Annotated in this window: 17 protein-coding genes and 2 pseudogenes; 12 read left to right on the top strand and 7 right to left on the bottom strand. The window is 55.4% G+C overall.

From position 1 onward, the window contains the following. Nucleotides 1-82: 82 nt before the first annotated feature. On the top strand, nt 83-346 hold the full coding sequence (locus H7B67_RS03790) for an aspartyl-phosphate phosphatase Spo0E family protein (protein ID WP_185118459.1): 264 nt from the start codon (nt 83-85) through the stop codon (nt 344-346). On the opposite strand, the gene tadA is transcribed toward H7B67_RS03790, so the two are convergent. Then, a complete protein-coding gene (gene tadA, locus H7B67_RS03785; protein ID WP_185118458.1) occupies nt 275-745 on the bottom strand; it encodes a tRNA adenosine(34) deaminase TadA in 471 nt (156 codons plus the stop codon). The two genes, H7B67_RS03790 and tadA, sit on opposite strands and share 72 nt — an antisense overlap. A 364-nt stretch (nt 746-1109) precedes the next feature. Here tadA and H7B67_RS03780 point away from each other — a divergent pair, with 364 nt between their 5' ends. After that, the gene (locus H7B67_RS03780; RefSeq protein WP_185118457.1) at nt 1110-1742 is read left to right on the top strand and encodes a glucosaminidase domain-containing protein; all 633 of its coding nucleotides are present in this window, start codon (nt 1110-1112) and stop codon (nt 1740-1742) included. A gap of 99 nt (nt 1743-1841) precedes the next feature. Here the strand turns inward: H7B67_RS03780 and H7B67_RS03775 are convergent, their stop codons facing one another. The 4 genes and pseudogenes from H7B67_RS03775 to motA all read right to left on the bottom strand — a co-directional run bounded on the left by H7B67_RS03775 (nt 1842) and on the right by motA (nt 5690). Then, nucleotides 1842-2066, bottom strand: a complete 225-nt coding sequence (locus tag H7B67_RS03775; protein ID WP_185118456.1) for a hypothetical protein — start codon at nt 2064-2066, stop codon at nt 1842-1844. Between the two features lie 19 nt (nt 2067-2085). Further along, a pseudogene (locus tag H7B67_RS03770) lies at nt 2086-3596 on the bottom strand (FAD-dependent oxidoreductase). 464 nt (nt 3597-4060) lie between these two features. After that, nucleotides 4061-4903: a flagellar motor protein MotB gene (locus H7B67_RS03765; protein ID WP_185118455.1), complete on the bottom strand. Its 843-nt coding sequence runs from the start codon at nt 4901-4903 to the stop codon at nt 4061-4063. Beyond that, nucleotides 4881-5690, bottom strand: coding sequence for a flagellar motor stator protein MotA (gene motA, locus H7B67_RS03760; RefSeq protein ID WP_185118454.1), 810 nt, complete (start codon nt 5688-5690; stop codon nt 4881-4883). The genes H7B67_RS03765 and motA overlap by 23 nt, the downstream gene beginning before the upstream one ends. 233 nt (nt 5691-5923) lie before the next feature. On the opposite strand from motA, the gene H7B67_RS03755 reads away from it, so the two are divergent. Continuing rightward, on the top strand, nt 5924-6259 hold the full coding sequence (locus tag H7B67_RS03755) for a TFIIB-type zinc ribbon-containing protein (RefSeq protein WP_185118453.1): 336 nt from the start codon (nt 5924-5926) through the stop codon (nt 6257-6259). A gap of 55 nt (nt 6260-6314) precedes the next feature. Here H7B67_RS03755 and H7B67_RS03750 read toward each other — a convergent pair whose 3' ends face one another. Continuing rightward, entirely contained in the window at nt 6315-6800 is a 486-nt protein-coding gene (locus tag H7B67_RS03750; protein ID WP_185118527.1) for a GNAT family N-acetyltransferase, read from the bottom strand. A 155-nt stretch (nt 6801-6955) separates the two neighbouring features. Here H7B67_RS03750 and H7B67_RS03745 point away from each other — a divergent pair, with 155 nt between their 5' ends. The 9 genes from H7B67_RS03745 to H7B67_RS03705 all read left to right on the top strand — a co-directional run bounded on the left by H7B67_RS03745 (nt 6956) and on the right by H7B67_RS03705 (nt 18689). Beyond that, complete coding sequence (locus tag H7B67_RS03745) at nt 6956-7390, top strand: MarR family winged helix-turn-helix transcriptional regulator (protein WP_185118452.1); 435 nt, start codon at nt 6956-6958, stop codon at nt 7388-7390. A 64-nt stretch (nt 7391-7454) separates the two neighbouring features. Further along, the gene (locus H7B67_RS03740; RefSeq protein WP_185118451.1) at nt 7455-8738 is read left to right on the top strand and encodes an MFS transporter; all 1284 of its coding nucleotides are present in this window, start codon (nt 7455-7457) and stop codon (nt 8736-8738) included. Nucleotides 8739-8870: 132 nt separating this feature from the next. Continuing rightward, nucleotides 8871-10082 (top strand): MFS transporter, encoded by a 1212-nt coding sequence (locus H7B67_RS03735; protein WP_185118450.1) that lies wholly within the window; start codon nt 8871-8873, stop codon nt 10080-10082. Between the two features lie 18 nt (nt 10083-10100). Further along, nucleotides 10101-10943 (top strand): sulfurtransferase, encoded by an 843-nt coding sequence (locus H7B67_RS03730; protein WP_185118449.1) that lies wholly within the window; start codon nt 10101-10103, stop codon nt 10941-10943. 670 nt (nt 10944-11613) lie between these two features. Beyond that, entirely contained in the window at nt 11614-12687 is a 1074-nt protein-coding gene (locus H7B67_RS03725) for a substrate-binding domain-containing protein (protein ID WP_185118448.1), read from the top strand. Nucleotides 12688-12918: 231 nt separating this feature from the next. Then, nucleotides 12919-13836: an ABC transporter permease subunit gene (locus H7B67_RS03720; protein ID WP_185118447.1), complete on the top strand. Its 918-nt coding sequence runs from the start codon at nt 12919-12921 to the stop codon at nt 13834-13836. Then, a complete protein-coding gene (locus H7B67_RS03715) occupies nt 13836-14666 on the top strand; it encodes a carbohydrate ABC transporter permease (protein ID WP_185118446.1) in 831 nt (276 codons plus the stop codon). The genes H7B67_RS03720 and H7B67_RS03715 overlap by 1 nt, the downstream gene beginning before the upstream one ends. Nucleotides 14667-14729: 63 nt before the next feature. Further along, nucleotides 14730-16049, top strand: coding sequence for an ABC transporter substrate-binding protein (locus H7B67_RS03710; RefSeq protein ID WP_185118445.1), 1320 nt, complete (start codon nt 14730-14732; stop codon nt 16047-16049). A gap of 108 nt (nt 16050-16157) precedes the next feature. Continuing rightward, nucleotides 16158-18689 carry a beta-mannosidase gene (locus H7B67_RS03705; protein ID WP_185118444.1) on the top strand — a complete coding sequence of 844 codons (2532 nt, stop codon included), beginning with the start codon at nt 16158-16160 and terminating at the stop codon, nt 18687-18689. A gap of 90 nt (nt 18690-18779) precedes the next feature. On the opposite strand, the pseudogene H7B67_RS31415 reads toward H7B67_RS03705, so the two are convergent. Continuing rightward, a pseudogene (locus H7B67_RS31415) lies at nt 18780-18881 on the bottom strand (S-layer homology domain-containing protein); the annotation flags it as partial. Nucleotides 18882-18955: the final 74 nt, after the last annotated feature.

Genomic DNA, 18955 nt, shown 5'->3' with positions numbered 1-18955 from the left:
TATCATATAATGAGTCTAGTTCACGGATGTTAATCGCTGCGTGACGAATAATCTAATTCGAAAGGAGCGGCCAGAAGCCCTAATGGATAACAGCCTACTCATTCATCGTCTCGAGATGCTGCAGAACCGGCTCTATGATATGGCGAACGACTTGGGAAATCTGACCGACCCGGAGATTGTCGCAGTTAGCGAAGAAGCGGATCGACTGATTGTTCAGCTCCAGAAGAATCGCATGAATTCATGCAGAAGCAGGCAGCCCATCCCCGCAATGGCTTTATTTGCGGACTCGAAGTCGTCGGAAGAAATCGGTCAAGAGCATGGCGCATTGTTCCTGAAGCACTCCTGAGGTCCACTCGGTCACATGGTTAAATCGTTGGTCGCGCAGAAGATCCATCAGCGTGCCGACGCATCCGGCCTTCGGATCGGCGGTTCCGTACACGACCCGTTCCACGCGGGATTGGAGAATGGCGCCCGCGCACATCGGGCAAGGTTCAAGCGTTACATATAAGGTACAGCCCAGAAGTCGCCATGCGTCGAGCGTTTCGCTCGCTTGACGTATGGCGACCATCTCGGCGTGAGCGGTCGGATCATGCGTGGTCTCCCGGACATTGTAGCCGGAGCCGACGATGACCCCATCCCGAACGATTACCGCGCCGATAGGTACCTCCCCGATCTCCTCTGCTAGTTTCGCCTGTTGAATGGCTTCACGCATCCATTTCTCGTCTTCCAGCTGCCGATCCGTCATTCGTTCGATCTCCTCTCGGTTTTACCGCGAACGTGTATTCGTTGTTAACATGGTGTGCACAATTTTGTGGATAACCTCTTTGTTGTCCACACGATTATGCACACCTTGTTGATTTCTGTGGGCAATATGTGCATTCGTTATGGGGTGCACGGCCAGATGTGAGGCACAGCAAGGCATCCCGCCGTTATAGTTATCCACATCCTGCGGTGGATAATGGGGATAGCGATGCGTGAATATGTGCATATCCCCCGAATAGGGCTGTTTAAATTGTATCAGAGAAGGACCGAAGTGCAAGTTATCTACATGCCGGAATAGAATAAGAGAAACAGTTAGGCACAAGAGGAGAGGGAATGGGGGGACCGGTATGTGGTTTGAGGCGGGGATCCGGTATCGGATCGAAGAGGGAGGAGATCCGTCCGGGAAAACTCCGATAGCAGGCCCGGCAAGAGTCGAAGCGGCCGATCTCGAGCATTATGCCGCAAGGCGGCGGCTGCGAATCGGGCAGGACGGAGCGAAGGCATATTTGGCTATCGGCAACGAGTACGGGATCAGGGGAGATATCGCTTTCTGCCAGGCGATTTACGAGACGAGGTGGTTGTCCGCCAATCGAGTGGTTCCTCTCGCGGCCAATCTTCTTCCCGATTTGTGGAGCTTGAAGGGCAGAGACGAGCTGTGGACGGAGAGATTCATCGAGGAGCATATCCGCCTCCTCTATCGTTTCTCGAAGGACTCGGAACTCCCCCTCAGGAAGACGCCCGATGACGAGAACTCTTCCGCAAGAGTTCAAAGGATCGAGGAGCTGGGTTATCGGGGCAAGGTGAGATTCTGGGAGGAGCTGAGCGGCAAGTGGTCTTATTTCGGCGTCCATTACGGACAAGATATCGTTGCGATCTGGAGAAGTCTTGAGATCTGGGCAGGAATACGCAAGGAACGCATGGAACGAGATAAAGAGAAGCCGGCAGACGGGCAGGTCATGCCTAGTCTCGTTCAAGGGTAACGCCCCAAGCTCATAGAAGCCACTTCCCGGAGGCGCGGGGCCTGGGAGCGGCTTCTAGCCATGTCTCGGCGAGCATAGGAATGGTTTTTATGGCGGCTGTCAGGGACGGTGTTTATTTTCGCTCGAGGAATGGTTCTTTGTCGCGGTCTTATCCTTCTCTTCCTTGACTTCCATGTTCAGATCCTCCACAGGAATCGGATCCACGTTGCGTTCGCTCAGGAATTTATCGAAGAGACTCTCCTTCTCCGTCGGATATTGCTCCGGATGATCCCTCTCCGGACGGATTTCGGTTTCTTTCTTATGCGGACGTTCGAATTCGTTCATAAGCTCCAGCTCCTTTGGATCAGTCTTCTACTTTCTTTAAAGGCTCGACAGCCGGCCCTTCGATAACCTCTCCCCGGCAGTCGAACCTGGATCCGTGGCAGGGACAATCCCATGTCCGGTCACCGTCGTTCCATTCCACCTCGCAACCCATATGGGTACAGGTGGCATCGAGCAGATGGAGTTCGCCGTCCGGGCTCTATACGCCCCTACTTTCCTCCCATGGAGCCGTACGAGCGCCCCTTGGTCGGGACCTAGCTCCTCCGGCTTCGTACTCATCCACTCCAGCTTCCCTTTGACGAATTCCTTGGCTACATTCGCATTCTCCTTGATGAAGGTCTTGACGCTCGGGCCGGCTTCGAACCGCGACGGGTCGAATAACTCCGCGTAGGGATTGTCTCTGGCCATGATCAGATCGGTCAACACGAGCGCGGCGACCGTACCGGAAGTCATTCCCCACTTGCGGAAGCCTGTCGCCACATAACTGCGGGGATGCTTGCGGGTGGATCGTCCGATATAAGGCAGCTTATCGAGCGTCTCGAAATCCAATGCGGACCAACGGTACCGCATCTCGGCGGCTCCGAACGATTCTCTCGCGAATCTCTCAAGCGCTTCATAGTGCTCCATCGTCGGAACGCCTTGACCCGTCTTGTGCGATTCTCCTCCGACCAGCAATAGCTCCTCTTCCCGATAATGCACGGCGCGGATGGATCTCGTGGGATTCTCCGCATTGATATACATGCCGCCGGGATAGGGTTTGGGAGACGCGACCGCGATGACATAGGAGCTCTCCGGATGAAGTCTGGCATAATAAAAGCCGCTCTCATAAACGGGAAAGTGAGAGCAGGAGACGACATCCTGACAGATGACCTCGTATCCGTTCGTCGAGATCAGCTTGGAAGGAGTGCCCTCCTCGACCGTCTCGACCGTCGTCTCTTCGTAGACCTGTCCGCCCAAACGGACGAATTCCCGGATCAGATGCGACAAGTACGGGATCGGGTGGAACTGGGCTTGTCCCGTCATCTTGACGGAGGCGATAGCCGGAACCGGCAGGGGAATGGACTCGCTGTAGGAGCCGGGAATTCCCAGCCTTGCATATGCCTTAAACTCGTCCTCCAGCTTAGAAACCTGATTTTGGACATTGGTATAAACTACCGCATCCTCTTCCGAGAAGCCGCAATCGATTTGATGCTCTTCGATGGTTCGCCGGATGAAGCTTAAGCCGTCCATGCTGGCTCGATAGAAGAGCCCGGCTCTCTCTTCGCCGAAATCGCGAATGTATTCGTCATAGATCAAGCCGTGCTGAGCGGTAACCTTGGCCGTGGTATGGCCGGTCGTTCCGTTCATAATCCGGCCCGCCGTTACGAGGGCCACGTTCTTGCCTTCCTTGGCAAGCAGGTAAGCGGTCGTGATCCCGGCGATCCCGGCTCCGATAACCGCCGTGTCGACGGTGACCGTGCCGTCCAGTTTCCGGAAGACGGGCCTCTCGGCGGATGCAAGCCAATAGGATTCGGGGAACGGAGTTCCATTCATTCGAAGACCTCCTCTTATGGAACACAGATTCTGTCTAGCTTATAGAATCCATTAAACATCCTTACACTCTTTGAAAATAAAATGTCCGTGTAGGATGAAGAAGTGAGGTCGAAATGCCGAGTTGAATGACGGGTCATATTCTAAGATTGACGACTAGGGAGCTTTACGATTCGCCAGGATGTCGCAAGCCTCCAAAACCAAACCGACGACTAGAAATACCACGCCTGCCGTCTGGTTATCATTAAGGATAAACAGAAGAGCCAAAATAAACGCGATTAAGCTAAAGATCCTCAGTACCCATTTTAGTTTCATAAGTGCACTCCCTTTACGGCATCGTTTGCAGTCTTGAATATTCCGTCTATATCTGTCTGACGCATTCGCGTATCCATTCGTTTCGTGAAACCGATCGGAGAACTTAACGCAAAAGGGCTGCCGGTCGGCAGCCCTTCTTCTACGCTCGATGTTTAGTTGCTTGTCGTTGTCGACGGAGCGGAATTCGCCTCATCGGAAATCGCGCTAAGCACCGTGTTGGTGGCCGAGCTGTCGGTGTACTTCCGAAGGATCGATACTTCGACTCGGCGGTTCTTCGCGCGGCCGGCTTCGGTGTCGTTCGTGTCGACCGGGCGATATTCGCCGTAGCCGATGAAGCTGAACTTCTTCGGATCGAACGCTTGGTTCTGCAGCAGAACTTCCATGAAGTTAAGCGCCCGCTGAGAGCTGAGCTCCCAGTTGTTGGCGAACTCGCTGGTGCTGATCGGATGATCGTCCGTGTGCCCGGAGACGAGGACTTCATAATCCGGGTACTTCTGCAGCATCAGGCCGATCGCGACGGCAAGCTTCTGCGCGGTAGGCTTCACGTCCGCGCTTCCGGAAGCGAACAGGGCGTTATCGCGAATGGTGATCATGAGCTGGGATTGGTTAAGCTGAGTTTCCAGTTGGGTGACCAGTCCGTTCTTGTCGATGTACTGGTCCAGTTCCTTCTTCAGCTTCTCAAGATCCTCCTGCTCTTGCGCCATCAGCTTCTCCTGCTGAGTGCGGATGCCGATCTCTTCATGCCGCTGCTTCTGGCTTTTGTTCTGCTCGTCTTCGGCTTCGATCAGAGCGCTCTTATCCAGGATGCTGATCCCGGAGGAGAAGGCGTTATCGAATGCCTTGCTCAATTCCTCCAGCTTCGAAATATTCACGGAGCTGGCGGCGTACAAGACGATGAACAAGGCCAGGAGAAGCGTCATTAAGTCCGAATAGGGCAGCAACCAGGATTCGTCCGCGTGCTCTTCATGCTCCTCATGCCGGTTCTTTCTGCTCACGAGCGGATTCCTCCTTCTCGGCCAAGCGCTGGCGCTCCGTCGGAGTCAGGAAGACGGACAGCTTCTGCTGGATCGCCGTCGTGGAGACGCCCGATTGAATGGACAGCAGGCCCTCCACCATCATCAGGCGAAGCTCGACTTCCCGCTTGGACAGACGCTTAAGCTTGTTGGACATAGGGTGCCAGAGGACGTAACCGGTGAAGATACCGAGTACCGTAGCGACGAAGGCGCCCGCGACCGCGTGAGCGAGCTTCTCCATCTCCTCCAGGTTGCCGAGCGCGGCGATCAGGCCGACGACCGCTCCGAGTACGCCCAGCGTAGGAGCGTACATCCCGGCTTGGGAGAAGATCTGGGCTCCGGCCTTGTGCCGGTCTTCCGTCGCGGAGATATCCTCAAGCAGAACGTCTCTTACGAAGTCCTGGTCGTTGCCGTCGATGATCATCCTCATGCCGTTCTTGAGGAACTGGTCCTCGATCTCGTCGACTCGGGCTTCCAGAGCGAGCAAGCCTTCGCGGCGGGTGATCGATGCCCATTCCATGAACATCGTAATGACTTCTTGCTTCGAGATCAGCTTCTGCTCCGAGAAGAGGATCTTGAACAGCTTAGGCACCTTGGCCAGATCGCGGCTCGGGAACGCCATGACGACCGAAGCGGCGGTACCGACCAGAATGATGACGTACGCGGCAGGGTTGGAGATAAGGGACGTGATCGGGGCGCCTTTAAGGATCATCCCTACGATCAGCGAAAACAGTCCCAGTATAAGCCCTATTATTGTTGAGTTCTTCATTCGTACACCCCAGCTTGTCTCGTAATGATATAGCGTGGCTGGTTGGTCTCACGCACCTGACACGTTACTAGTGTTATCGACATGTAGAGGCTAAAGGTTTAGAGAGAACCTCCCAATTTTCATAAAATTGACCCGTCCCCGTCTCGCGAGCGTCCGAGCCTGCGGTCTCTTGAAACCGTTATGGAATCCGAACGTAAAAGGAACAATAGGATGAGAAAGGAGGTTCCGCGCGAATGAATTGTCCCGTGTGCACCGATTCCAGAATGAGAGAGGTCGAGAAGGACGGCGTTCTCATCGACATCTGCCCCAGCTGCAAGGGGGTTTGGCTGGACCGCGGCGAGCTCGACAAGCTGATGAGCGAGGTTCGCGAAGTCCGCGAAGATTATAATCAGTGGTATTACGACGAGAAACCGAAGCCTTATCCGCCTCAATCTCCTTCGTACGACAACCGCGATCGCCGCTACGATTCGCATAACTCGCATGGCGGCTCGTACAACAATCATGGACACCACAAGCACAAGAAGAAAAAGAGCGTCATGGACATGTTCGGCGATTTGTTCGGGGACTGATCCGAGACGCTTGTCGCATACATGGAAGAAGCCGCCCGTCGAGGGGCGGCTTCTTCTACTTAGGCAACGTCATGCAATAGATGGTCACGGTTTTATGCGATGCTTGCCTCTTGTATTTGTCGGTAATGACGAAGCCGGCTCTTTTATAAGTGCGAATCGCCCTTTTGTTCCACGTTTCGACCTCCAGATCGATCTCCGAATTCGGGGATCTTCTCGCGGCTTCCCGGGCGATGGCTTGAGTGAACGCCGTTCCCCAGCCGCGATCGCAGCATTCCGGGCGAAGTCCCAAGCCGATCCGAACGACCCCTACCATGGGGAAAAATTGAGCGTATCCGATCAGCCGACCGTCGGCATCCCGGATCGACGTGTATTGTTTGGCGCGAATTTGCGGATCTCCGAACTCCTTGCCTTGGGCGACCATCTGCTCCCAGGAAGGCCAGCGGTACAAGTCGTAAGGCGGCGGATACCGCCACTCGGCAATCTCCGCTCCATCCTCCTCCGTCATCGCCGTGAAGCGGAATTCCGGGATAGGGGCAGTCATGCTCACAAAGTCTCCTCCTTTTGCCGAACGCAAAGCGCAATTCAATACTACCAAGATAACACAGACGGGCGACGCTGAGTATCTGCCGACTATTGACAGGCGGAAGGGACGCCCTTATATTTGTTGTACATACAAAATAGAAAGAGGTCTTCGATATGAGCCAAGCGGACGATCATTTCCTTCACGAATGCCTGTTCTTCACCGCCAACCGGCTCGGTCGCGCGATCACGAAGCTGGCCGAGGACGCCTTCGCCCCGACGGGTCTGAGCCCGATGTACGGCTACTTGGTCCGGCTTGCGGTCGGCACTCCGGGCATCTCCCAGAAGGAACTGGCGGAGAAGCTGTCCGTCGCCCCGTCCACGCTGACGCGATTCGTAGATAAGCTGGAGACGAAGAAGCTGGTGGAGCGAAAGGTTCAGGGCAAGACGGTGCTGGTTTATCCGACGGCCAAAGGGGAAGGAATGCTGGAGTCGATCAAGCAAGCTTCCCGGGATCTTCACGACCGGTACGACGAGATTCTGGGCAAGGAATTCGCGACGGAGCTATCGAAGCGATTGGTGTCTTCGAGCGAGCAATTGGAGAAGTCTTGACTTTTCCTTTGGTTTGTATTTTGCATGTACAAACAAAATATAAGAGAGTGAGTGAAGCCAAGCCATGAACAGCTTGCCCCAAGCCGGAGCCTCCGCTCCTAAGCAAACCCGATTTCACTATGGCTGGATTGTCGTCGCCGTTACGTTCGTGACGCTGCTCGTCTCGGCGGGCGTTCGTTCCATGCCGAGCATCTTCATGCTGTCGTTCGAGAAGGAATTCGGATGGAGCCGAGGCGGCATCTCGAGCGTCGTGTCGATAGGCATCTTCCTCTACGGATTGGTCGGCCCCTTCTCGGCATCGTTCCTCGAACGGTTCGGCGTGCGGCGAGTGATGCTTTTCTCCATATCGCTCCTGGCCGCGGGGCTCGCCGTCACGTCCCTCATGAACGCGCTCTGGCAGTTCGAGATTCTGTGGGGGCTTGTGACCGGCATCGCGACCGGGTTCATGGCGAACGTGCTCGGCGTCACCGTTTCGAACAAGTGGTTCGCGAAGCGCAGGGGCCTCGTCGTCGGCATTCTGACCGCCAGCGCGGCGACCGGACAGCTGCTGTTCCTGCCGCTGCTCGCGCAGATTACGGTGACTTCCGGCTGGAAATCAGCCGTTTATACGGCCGTCGGCGTGCTCGTCGTCCTGCTGTTCCTCGTCGCCTTGTTCATGAGGAATCACCCGTCCGATGTAGGGGCTGCTCCATACGGGGCGGACGAGATCGTTCAGCCGGTTCCGTTCCGGGGCAACCTGTTCCTCGCGCCTCTGCTTGCTCTCCGCTCGGCGCTTAAGAGCAAATCCTTCTGGCTGCTGGCCGGAACTTTCTTCTTCTGCGGCTATTCGACCAACGGCCTGATCGGCACGCACCTTATACCGGCTTGCGGAGATTTCGGCATCGCCGAGGTGACCGCGGCCGGCCTCCTCGCCCTGATGGGCGTGTTCGATCTGGTCGGAACGACTCTCTCCGGCTGGCTGTCCGACCGCTTCGACAGCCGCAAGCTGCTCATGTGGTACTACGGGCTTCGCGGCTTGTCCCTGCTGTTCTTGCCCTACGCCTTGAATTCGGGACCGATGAACCTGTTTATCTTCAGCGTTTTCTATGGGCTCGACTGGATCGCCACCGTTCCGCCGACCGTGAAGCTGGCTACCCAGGAGTTCGGGAAGGAGCGCTCCGGCATGATCTTCGGCTGGGTCGTCGTCGCCCATCAGCTGGGCGCCTCCACGGCCGCTTACGGCGCGGGCGCGATCCGCGACTGGCTTGGTTCTTACTCGGCCGCCTTCGTGTCCGCGGGCTTCGTCTGCCTGTTCGCGGCCGTCATCTCGACGCGCATCGGCAAGAGGAACGCCGTCTCCGCGCGATAAAGGCATTCAATTGAAGAAGCTTTCCGGCGTCGACTCATGGTATACTCTTCGTAGCGTTTTTTTAGAGAGAGGAAGACGTTATTGGGAATGGATAGAGTTCATTGCCCGGGAGGGAAGGAGTTCTTCAGCTAGATGTCGCGTTTAATATTCTTGGGTTGCATGGCTTACCTTACGGTAGGGCTAGGGCAATTGGTGGTGGGCTCCGTCCTGGAGCCGATGGTACACGCTTACGGCGTTCATTACGGCGATGGCGGCCAGCTCGTCATGAATCAGTTCCTGGGCGGGCTCGCGGGAACGATCGCAGCGCCGTTTCTAATAGGACGGATCGGACGGAAAGGGCTCCTTCTGGCGGCTTTTCTCGGGATGGCGGTTATGGAATTCCTATATATGGCTCAGCCCGCGTGGGGAATCATGCTCGGCATCGCGCCGCTGACGGGCTTCTGCTTCGGCATCATCGAATCCTTGATCGGCTCCATCATTATCGCCTCGACCGGAGATCGGGCGAACGTCGCGATGAGCCGGCTGGAGACGTTCTTCGGGGCCGGAGCCTTGATCATCCCGTTCGCGGGCGCGGCTCTTATCGAGATAGGGCAATGGAAGCTCGCGTTCGGCATCGTCGGAGCGCTGGCGGCGGTTACCTTCGTCTTATGGGTCGTCCTGTGGCCTACGAAATTGCTGGGCGCAAGAGGGGAAGCGGTCCACCAAGCGGAAGCGGCAACCCGCGCGGAAGGGAAATCCTTGCGACTGGGCAGGCGCTACGGCATTCTGCTGGGCATCTGCGCGCTGTTCTTCGTGATCTATGTCGGCATGGAGATGAGCTACGTTCACTACCTGCCGTCCATGCTCGTTCAAGAGAACGGCTTGTCGGACGCGGCGGCGGCGACGTCGATCAGCGTCTTCTGGGCGGCCATGACGCTCGGGCGTCTCGTCTCCGGGCACATCGCCGACCGCATCAGCGGGGGCATGTATTTGTTCTGGGGCACCGCGATCGGAGCGTTATGCTTCCTGCTGATGGCCCTGACTGGAGGGACTACGGAGATGTTTATCTTCTCCTTCATCGCCGGGTTTGCTTTCTCGGGGTTGTTCGCCATCGCGCTTGTCTTTACGAACCGGTCCGTTCCGGGAGCGACGGAGCGAATCACGAGCCTGCTGATCGCATACGGCTTGCTCGGCGGAGCCATTATGCCGAAGTTGATCGGCTGGTCCCTGGACCATTACGCGGTGTCGGTGGCTCGATGGATATTCTTCGCGATCGCGGCGGCCATGATCGTCGTGGTCCTTGCGGCTATCGCCTTGTCCGGCAGAAAGAGTCGCGCGAAATCGCCTGCGCATTCCGCAATATAAAGAGAGGATGGATCACTAATGAAACATGTCGTATCTAGAAAATGGCTGCTCGCCCGCCTTTACGAATCCGATCTGGTCATCGTGGACTGCCGCTTCGTGATGGGGCAACCGGACGCGGGGCGCGCGGCTTATGAGGAGTCCCATATTCCGGGGGCTGTTTATTTGGATCTGGAGCGCGACTTGTCCGCTCCCGTCGAAGAGGACGGGCAAGGCGGCCGCCACCCGCTGCCGGATGCCGCCGAGCTCGCCGGTCGCCTGAGCCGCGTCGGCATCGGCAACGATTCCCGCGTCGTCGCTTATGACGACCAAGGCGGAGCGATGGCTTCCCGCCTGTGGTGGCTGCTTCGCTACCTCGGGCACGAGAACGTCTTCGTCCTGGACGAAGGCTTCAGTGCCTGGAAGAAGGGCGGCTATCCGGTGAACGCCGACCAGAAGGTACTCATTCCGTCGACGTTCCTTGCGACCGTGCAGCATAGCATGCTGGTCGAGATGGAAGAAGTGCAGGAGTCGCTCGGCGGCGAGGAGCGCGTGCTCGTCGACTCCCGCGAAGCTCCGCGCTATCGCGGCGAGGTCGAGCCTCTCGACAAGAAGGCCGGCCACATCCCGGGCGCTCGCAACAAGTTCTGGAAGGGCGTTCTTCAGGAGGACGGAAGCTTTAAGTCGCCGGAGGCGCTCGCGGAGCACTTCGCCGACCTTCCTCGCGATAAGGAGCTTGTTGTCTATTGCGGTTCCGGCGTCACGGCGACGCCGAATGTGCTTGCTCTTAGCGAAGCGGGCTTCGAGAAGGTGAAGCTGTACGCGGGGAGCTGGAGCGATTGGATTAGTTATGCTGCCAACCCCATTGCTACCAGGGACGAGTAAGGATCGAGCGAATCATAGCAGTATCGATACAGCAAAACAAGCCGCCATGTAGCCCGAGGGTCATGGCGGCTTATTATGTATGCCCGGAGTCAACAAGGAGTCAACGCCTAGGAGATGAAAATACTTACAGCGCGGGGCGAACCGAGCGCACGCTCCCATCACCGATATACGATTGCATGTAGCCCAAGGTGCCCATGTAGAAAGACCAAGGGCCGAGAAACCCCACCGCCAATACGGTGAAGCTTTCCCGGCCCGATGTACGAGTCAACAACTTATTGAAGCAGGTGAGTCATTCAACACAAAACTTGTAACTTAAAAAGGGGTTATTTCTTTTGATACTTTTGCTGATTTGCTGAAGTTTTCGTTAGACTCCATACAGATTCAAGCTCCATTCCTTCATAAGCAATTTACTGCTTGTTGCTTGAAGTAGCGCCCACATGTGCAGAATTTGTTCGGATAGCGGACGCAGAATCCTCTGGCGAAATTCCATTGCAAGCGAGGTTGAGCAACCGGCTGCTTTTTACAGCACTGTTTTGCAAGGGCTTGCCATCCACGGCTTATTCGTATACACTTCAGAAGGTTTTTGTTATGATGATAAAAGATGAGTTTGGTTTACAGACTATTATCGTGTAAACTAGCGGCTTTTATCTTAAAGTGCGGAGTGAACATCATGGCCAAGGGTAAGAAAATAACCATGCAGGAGATCGCGGATATCGTCGGCGTATCCAAATATGCCGTATCCAAAGCGTTGTCAGGCAAACCGGGAATTAGCGCGGCTACGAGGGAGAAAATATTCGAAGCCGCCTCGCAGCTCGGTTACCTGGACCAGAAGCTCATCAAGAGATCCGCCAACAATCAAGGCCAGGCCGATGATGACGAGAAATTGATCGGCATTCTTTTCCCCAACATACGCAGTCAGAATAGAGAATCCAGTTATTGGGGCAGGGTTCTGGAAGGAGTGTTCAGGGGGTTAGAGTCAAGCGGCATCGGCTCTGTTCTCATTACGGACGATTCGCCTCGCAATTTCCATAAGATCATGCGTCCCGAGGCGCTGCTCGGAATAATAGGATTAGGGTTAATCGAGACCTCCATGCTTGTCGAATTACGCAATGTGGGCATTCCCTTCGTACTGGTCGATCACGAGGACGAGCTGGTTAGCTCCGACAGCGTCTTCATGAATAATTACGATATCCTGCGTAAACTGGTTAAATATTTGGTCGGCAAGGGTCATACCGACATTCAGTTCGTAGGAGACTGGCGGTTCGCGAGAAGCTTTGCGGATCGCTGGAACGGCTTCAAATCCGTAATGGCTGAAAGCGGCATTCCGCACACTCCGAACGAGTCTCTGCTTCGTATTAAGCCTACGAACGATAAAGAGAATCTCGATCTCATCGCGTCTACCCTTGCGGAATTGCAAAACAGCTCTCTTCCTACTGCTTTGGTGTGCGCCAACGACAAGATCGCTTCGCATTTATTACGTGCCATGCAACCATTGGGCATTCGCGTCCCGGAAGATACGTGCATGACCGGATTCGATAACGAGGCGGATTTTATGCAGGAGTTCCCGGAGCTAAGCACGGTCAACGCGGAATCCGAGGCGCTGGGGATCAAGGGAGTCGAGCTTCTGTTCTGGCGTCTCGCCAATCTTCAAATGCCTCATGAGAAGCTATTGTTGCAAGGCGATCTCATCATTAAGGGCAGCATCGCTCCTCCTCGGACAGCCGTCGAAGGGCAACGGAATTAAATCCGCCTTCGGGCGAATGGACTCGCCAATAACCTCTGATTTCGCAGCCCATGCGAGTCGGAGGTTATTTTTGTTATGGGTATTATTGTTCTTGTAAACATAAATGTAATTTGTAAACATAATAATTGCACAAATCTAGTTGACAAAACTAGACTCGATCAACTAGTATGTTCCTAAGGAAACCAATGAAAGCGCTTCACCAATTGAATTTCATAGAAATGAGGGAATGCCGTGTTTGGTAGAAAAAGCGGATCCGGCAAAAGGTTTCAGCATAATACGGCTGGCTATCTGTTTATTTCCCCGTGGCTGATAGGGTTTCTGCTTCTGACTCTATGGCCGATATTGCAATCGCTTTATTTATCATTTACCGAGTATTCTCTGCTTGACTCCCCGGTCTGGGTTGGTACGGATAATTATTCGACTATTACGACGTCCGACAGGCTGTTCGTGAAATCGCTCGTCGTTACGTTTACGTTCGTGCTATTCGCGGTTCCGATCAAGCTGCTGTTCTCCTTATTGGTTGCGATGCTGCTCAACAAGAACGTCAAAGGCATGAGCATCTACCGAACGCTCATTTATTTCCCTTCTTTAATCGGGGGCAGCATCGCGGTCGCGGCTTTGTGGCGCAACATGTTCGGCCTCGAAGGCTACATCAATCATATTCTGAGCTGGTTCGGCATTCAGGGAATCGGCTGGATCGCCAACCCGGACACGGCGCTCGGCACTCTGATTCTGCTCAATGCTTGGCAGTTCGGCTCCACGATGGTTATCTTCCTGGCCGGCTTGAAGCAGATTCCCAAGGATCTATATGAATCCGCATCCGTAGACGGCGCCGGCGCGTTCCGCAAATTTTACAACATTACGCTTCCGATGCTCTCGCCCGTCATGTTCTTTAATCTGGTGCTCGGCATCATTAATGCCTTCCAGATGTTCACCTCGGCATTCGTCATCACGAGCGGAGGTCCGGCTAACTCGACTTATATGTACGTCCTGTTCCTCTACGAGAAAGCGTTCCGGCAATATCAGATGGGTTACGCGTCGGCGCTGGCGTGGATCCTCCTCCTTATTATCGGAGTATTCACGCTAATTAACTTCACCGTGTCCAAGTACTGGGTCCATTACGAGGCGGAAGGGGGCAAATCCCGATAATGACGGAAAAACAAAGCTCTTGGAAAAACCATCTCCTGCTGATTCCGTTCTCGCTCCTTATGATTTACCCGGTTATCTGGTGGATCGGCGCCTCCCTCAAGAGCCAAACGGAGCTGTCTCTTCCTACTCTGTGGCCCGATAAGTTTATGTGGGAAAATTATACGAACGGCTGGACGTACTCTTCCCAATATACGTTCGCGAAGTTCTTCGGCAATACGCTCGTCATGGAGTTCTGGAACGTGCTCGGCGGCGTGCTGACGGCGGCGCTCGTCGGTTACGGGTTCGGCCGCCTCAACTTCAGGTTCCGCAACTTCTGGTTCTCCGTGCTGCTGATGACGCTCATGCTGCCGTCGCAGGTTACCATCGTGCCTCAGTACATCCTGTATACCAAACTGGGTCTGACCGATAGCTATATTCCGCTTATCTTGCCGCACTTTTTCGGCGGGGGCGCGTTCTTCATCTTCCTTGTCGTGCAATTTATTCGCGGTATACCGCGAGAGCTGGACGAAGCGGCCCAGATTGACGGCGCATCGGTATACGGCATCTTCTTCCGAATAATCGGTCCGTTAATCAAGCCGGCCTTGTACACGGTAGGCATCTTCACCTTCCTATGGAGCTGGGACGACTTCTTCGCTCAACTGCTCTACTTGAGCTCCGTCGAGAAGTTTACGGTAGGTTTGGGGCTGAGGATGTTCATCGATCAGTTCGAAGTGCAATGGGGACAATTGCTGGCCATGTCGCTGCTATCCGTCGTTCCTTCGGCCGTCATCTTCTTCCTGGCCCAGAAGCACTTCGTGGAAGGCATCGCGACAACCGGTATTAAGGGCTAAGCCCACCCATGCTCACCTAACCAGCGGCTTCATCATTTTCATCATATAAAAGGGAGTGTTCATATGAAGAAGAGCAGTCCATTGCTCAAAACGTTGGCGGTCGGTGCCCTGGCCTCCGTCGTCGTCTTGTCCGGCTGCGGCTCCAATAAGGAAAACGCGGGAAGCAATGCCAGCAACGGCGGGAGCGGATCCGCGGATAAAGCGGTCAATCTGAAGATCATGTGGTGGGGGTCCGACGTGCGTCACGAAGCGACCCAGAAGGCGCTTGGGTTGTACACGGCCGCTAATCCGAAGGTGACCTTCACTCCCGAATACACCAATTGGGACGGATACTGGCAGAAGCTGCCGACGCTCGCCGCATCGAAGACGCTTCCCGACATCATGCAGATGGACGCAGCCTATATTCAAGGTTACGTGAAGCGCGGCCTGTTAGCGGATCTGTCCGATATTGACTTGTCCGGCATCGTTGACGAGCAGGTTATCGAAAATATCAAGATCGACGGCAAAGTATACGGCATACCGCTCAGCTACAACGGGCAAGGCATGGTGTACGACAAGGTTGCGCTCGAAGAAGCCGGAATCACGCTCCCGACCAACAACTGGACCTGGGAGGACTTCTTCGCCTACGCGGAGGAAGCCCGCGCGAAGCTTCCCAAGGACAAATATCCGATCGATGACCTCAGAAACATATGGGAGTGGTATCAATTCTACCAAACGTCCAAAGGCTTGGGCCCGATCTTCAAGGACGGCACGACGTTTAACCTGGACAAGGACACCTGGTTCGAATTCAACGAGAAATACGCCGAATTCCAGAAGGCGGGCATCGTGCCGCCGGCGGATCTTCAGCTCAGCTCCAAGGAGAACGATCCCCAGACGGATACGTTTGGCACCGGTCGCGTTATGCTCAGAGGCGCGTCCGTAGGATCCGCAACGGCTATCGAAGCCTTGCTTCCCGGCGGTCGCATTGCCGTTAACAGCTACCCAATCGGCGAAGCCGGCGGCGGATGGGCGCAATCGACGATTTTCTTCTCGGTTAGCGAAGGATCGTCCAATAAGGCTCAAGCGAAGGAATTCATTAAGTGGTTCATCTCGAACGAGGAGGCGGGCAAGACGCTCGGCACCGTGCGCGGCATCCCGATTAATAACGACATCCTGCAGTCGATCGAAGGCTCCCTGACGGCAGGCGAGCAGCTTGGCATCGATCTGCTGAACGCGGCCAAACCCAAGGCGTTGCCGTTCTATCCTGCTCCTGCGGGCGCGGAGGATTTCGTGTCCACGTATAAATCCGAGATGGAATCGGTCATGTTCGGCCAAAACTCGCTGGAAAAAGTATATGAGACGCTTGTCGAAAAGGGTAAAGCGGCGGAAGCCAAGCTGAAATAAAGTAGACAGGAAACCATTGACAGACAAACATTTGGTCCGACGAAGCTCCGCGCACGGTTGCCGGAGCTTCGTCGGACCAAAAATTTATCAACTACCATGGGGGACCTTATGGAACTATCGGGCGAATGGAGATTGCAGCATTACGAGGTCGGACAGGTTCCACCGCTTCAGCTCGCGGATCCCGGTCTGGACGACCGCTTCTGGATGACGGCCGCCGTGCCGGGAGACGTTCATTCCGCGCTGATCGAGAGGAAGCTGATCGAGCATCCTTATTACGGACATAACGACATCAAGTGCAGATGGATCGAACAGAAGGAATGGTGGTATCGGACCAAGTTCCAGCTGGACGAAGCGCCAAGCCGGGCGGAACGGCTGGAACTTGCGTTCGAAGGACTGGATACGTTCGCCACCATTTATGTGAACGGCCTGGAGATCGGACGAACGGCCAACATGCACCGCCGTTATGTTTACGATGTGACGGGCATCGTGAATCGCGGTCGCAATACGGTGGCGGTCAAGTTCGATCCCTTGTTCCTGCACAATCGGGACAAGGCCCAGATGCAATGGTCTTCTTATACGAAGGAACGCCCTTGGATTCGCAAGGCGGCCATGAATTTCGGATGGGACTGGGGCCCCCGCATGGTAACGACGGGCATCTGGGGCAAGGTTTATCTAAAGCGCAGCAAGCGGGCTCGCTTGGATAGCGTATATGCGCGCACGGATACGGCCGACAAGGATAGGGCAACCGTGCGGGCTTCCATCGAGGCCAAATGCTTCGATCGAAGCGCCGAATTGACTTATCGCGCCTGTCTGATCGACGCGCTTGGCAAAACGGCAGCGGAAGCGGCCGGCAAGCTGGAGCGCTCGTGCGCGGAATTAAGTTTGACGATTGACTGTCCGGAGCTCTGGTGGACCCATGATCTAGGACGGCCTTACATGTACGAGCTTGAAGTCGTTCTGTACGCGGGCGGACAAGAAACGGACCGCTACCGCAAGCCATTCGGCATTCGTACGATCGAGCTGCTGCTGGAGGATGAACAGGGCCGGAATGCCTTTGCTTTCTTATTGAACGGCGTCCGATTGTTCGCCAAAGGCTCCAACTGGATTCCGGTGGATAACCTCATCGGCTCGGCGCCCGACAAGCGTTATACGGATCTGATCGAACTGGCCGTCGAATCGAATATGAATATGCTGCGCATCTGGGCCGGAGGCATTTACGAGAAGGATATCTTCTATGATGAATGCGACCGGTTGGGCGTCCTTGTTTGGCAGGACTTTGCCTTCGCTAACGCCCTCTTCCCTGATTACAATGCAGACTTCATGGACAATGTGAGGCAGGAAGCGATTTGCAACGTTAAGCGATTGCGCAATCACGCGTCGCTTGCCCTGTGGTGCGGGAACAACGAAATCGATTGGCTGTACGATATGAAGTCTTCGGACGGCGATATCACCTGTCCGTTCTACGGCGAATCCATCTACCATGCTTTATTGCCTGAGGTCCTGGAGCAATACGACGATTCCCGCCCTTACTGGCCGTCTTCTCCGTATGGCGGCAACGACGCCAACGATCCGGAGGTAGGCGACCGGCACAACTGGCAAGTCTGGCATGGGTCGGTCTATCCGCGCCGATTCGGCGAACCGACGAAGCTTGATTACAGCATCGAAGGCGTCACCTTCAAAAATTACAAAAAGGATTTTACGCTGTTCAGCAGCGAATTCGGCATGCACGCCTCGGCCAATCGCCATACGCTGGAGAAATACGTCCCGGACGAGGAGTTCTATTGGGGAAGCGTCGAGATGGCGTACCGGAACAAGGATACGAATCATCAGAAAGGCATTCTGCTAATGGAGGGATATACCGGAATCCCTTCCGACATCGAGGAATATATGAGATTCTCGATGCTGACGCAGGCGGAAGGGCTCAAGTACGGCATCGAGCACTATCGCCGCAACAAGGCCAGAACAAGCGGATCTCTCATCTGGCAGCATGGCGACAGCTGGCCGGGCACGAGCTGGTCGTTGATCGATTACGAGCTGCTGCCGAAGGCTTCTTACTATTATGCTCGTAAATTTTATCAGCCGTTGCACCTCACGCTGGACCACGAGCCCGGCGAGCCGCTTAAGCTGTGGGTCGTTAATGACCGACTGCAAGCCTACTCGGGCAAGGTGATGCTACAGGTGTACGACTTGGAAGGCAGGCTTGCCAAGACGTTGGAGACGGCTGCCGAAGTCGGCGCCAATACGGCCGCGAAGCTGGGGGAATGGGAGGAGCCTGACATTCTCGGTGGGCTTGCCCCGGATCGAGCGTTGGTTAGGCTGTCGGCGCCGGGATGGGATTGCGAGGACAACTTTTATTACTTGCGGGATCCAAAGGAGCTCGATTTGCCGCAAGCCCAGCTGACGGCGAGCGTGGACGCGGAACGGGGAGTCGTGACGGTTCAGGCGGCAGGCGCTGTCGCCAGGCTGGTGACCATAGACATCCCGCAGGGCAACGTTCGGATGAGCGACAATTTCTTCGAGCTGCTGCCGGGAGAGTCGAAGACGATCAAGCTAAGGCAAGCGGACGGCCAGCCGATGCTGCTGGACCGAATTCGTATTAGCGCGCTGAACGCTGTCTCGACAACGCCGTTGAAGGGGTAGCGCAGGGATAAGCGTCGCTCAGCCTGTCGCTATCAACCGCAAACACATCGCTAAGCGGCCTAAAGGCTTGGCGTGTGTTTGCTTTGCTATTTAGTTCGCTTCGGCGCTGGTAGTCCGTGCGTTCGGACGGAATGTTCCGTCCGGGTATCCCTTGGCAATACCAGCATTCGTCGCCAGCTCGATCGCTTTGCTCGACCAGGCGCCAAAGGAGCCGGAATTGGAGTAGGGGCTCGGCTTCGAATCGGCCTTTAGCCCAAATGTTGGCT

The sequence above is a fragment of the Cohnella thailandensis genome (assembly GCF_014212135.1).
Classification (GTDB): domain Bacteria; phylum Bacillota; class Bacilli; order Paenibacillales; family Paenibacillaceae; genus Cohnella; species Cohnella thailandensis.
The sequence above is the reverse complement of the archived record's forward strand: the minus strand, read 5'-3'. Positions and strand labels throughout refer to the sequence as shown.

Coding starts and splice junctions, on each gene's coding strand:
- H7B67_RS03790 (WP_185118459.1), top strand. CDS start 83: ATGGATAACAGCCTACTCATTCATCGTCTCGAGATGCTGCAGAACCGG.
- tadA (WP_185118458.1), bottom strand. CDS start 745: ATGACGGATCGGCAGCTGGAAGACGAGAAATGGATGCGTGAAGCCATT.
- H7B67_RS03780 (WP_185118457.1), top strand. CDS start 1,110: ATGTGGTTTGAGGCGGGGATCCGGTATCGGATCGAAGAGGGAGGAGAT.
- H7B67_RS03775 (WP_185118456.1), bottom strand. CDS start 2,066: ATGAACGAATTCGAACGTCCGCATAAGAAAGAAACCGAAATCCGTCCG.
- motA (WP_185118454.1), bottom strand. CDS start 5,690: ATGAAGAACTCAACAATAATAGGGCTTATACTGGGACTGTTTTCGCTG.
- H7B67_RS03755 (WP_185118453.1), top strand. CDS start 5,924: ATGAATTGTCCCGTGTGCACCGATTCCAGAATGAGAGAGGTCGAGAAG.
- H7B67_RS03750 (WP_185118527.1), bottom strand. CDS start 6,800: ATGACTGCCCCTATCCCGGAATTCCGCTTCACGGCGATGACGGAGGAG.
- H7B67_RS03745 (WP_185118452.1), top strand. CDS start 6,956: ATGAGCCAAGCGGACGATCATTTCCTTCACGAATGCCTGTTCTTCACC.
- H7B67_RS03740 (WP_185118451.1), top strand. CDS start 7,455: ATGAACAGCTTGCCCCAAGCCGGAGCCTCCGCTCCTAAGCAAACCCGA.
- H7B67_RS03735 (WP_185118450.1), top strand. CDS start 8,871: ATGTCGCGTTTAATATTCTTGGGTTGCATGGCTTACCTTACGGTAGGG.
- H7B67_RS03730 (WP_185118449.1), top strand. CDS start 10,101: ATGAAACATGTCGTATCTAGAAAATGGCTGCTCGCCCGCCTTTACGAA.
- H7B67_RS03725 (WP_185118448.1), top strand. CDS start 11,614: ATGGCCAAGGGTAAGAAAATAACCATGCAGGAGATCGCGGATATCGTC.
- H7B67_RS03715 (WP_185118446.1), top strand. CDS start 13,836: ATGACGGAAAAACAAAGCTCTTGGAAAAACCATCTCCTGCTGATTCCG.
- H7B67_RS03710 (WP_185118445.1), top strand. CDS start 14,730: ATGAAGAAGAGCAGTCCATTGCTCAAAACGTTGGCGGTCGGTGCCCTG.
- H7B67_RS03705 (WP_185118444.1), top strand. CDS start 16,158: ATGGAACTATCGGGCGAATGGAGATTGCAGCATTACGAGGTCGGACAG.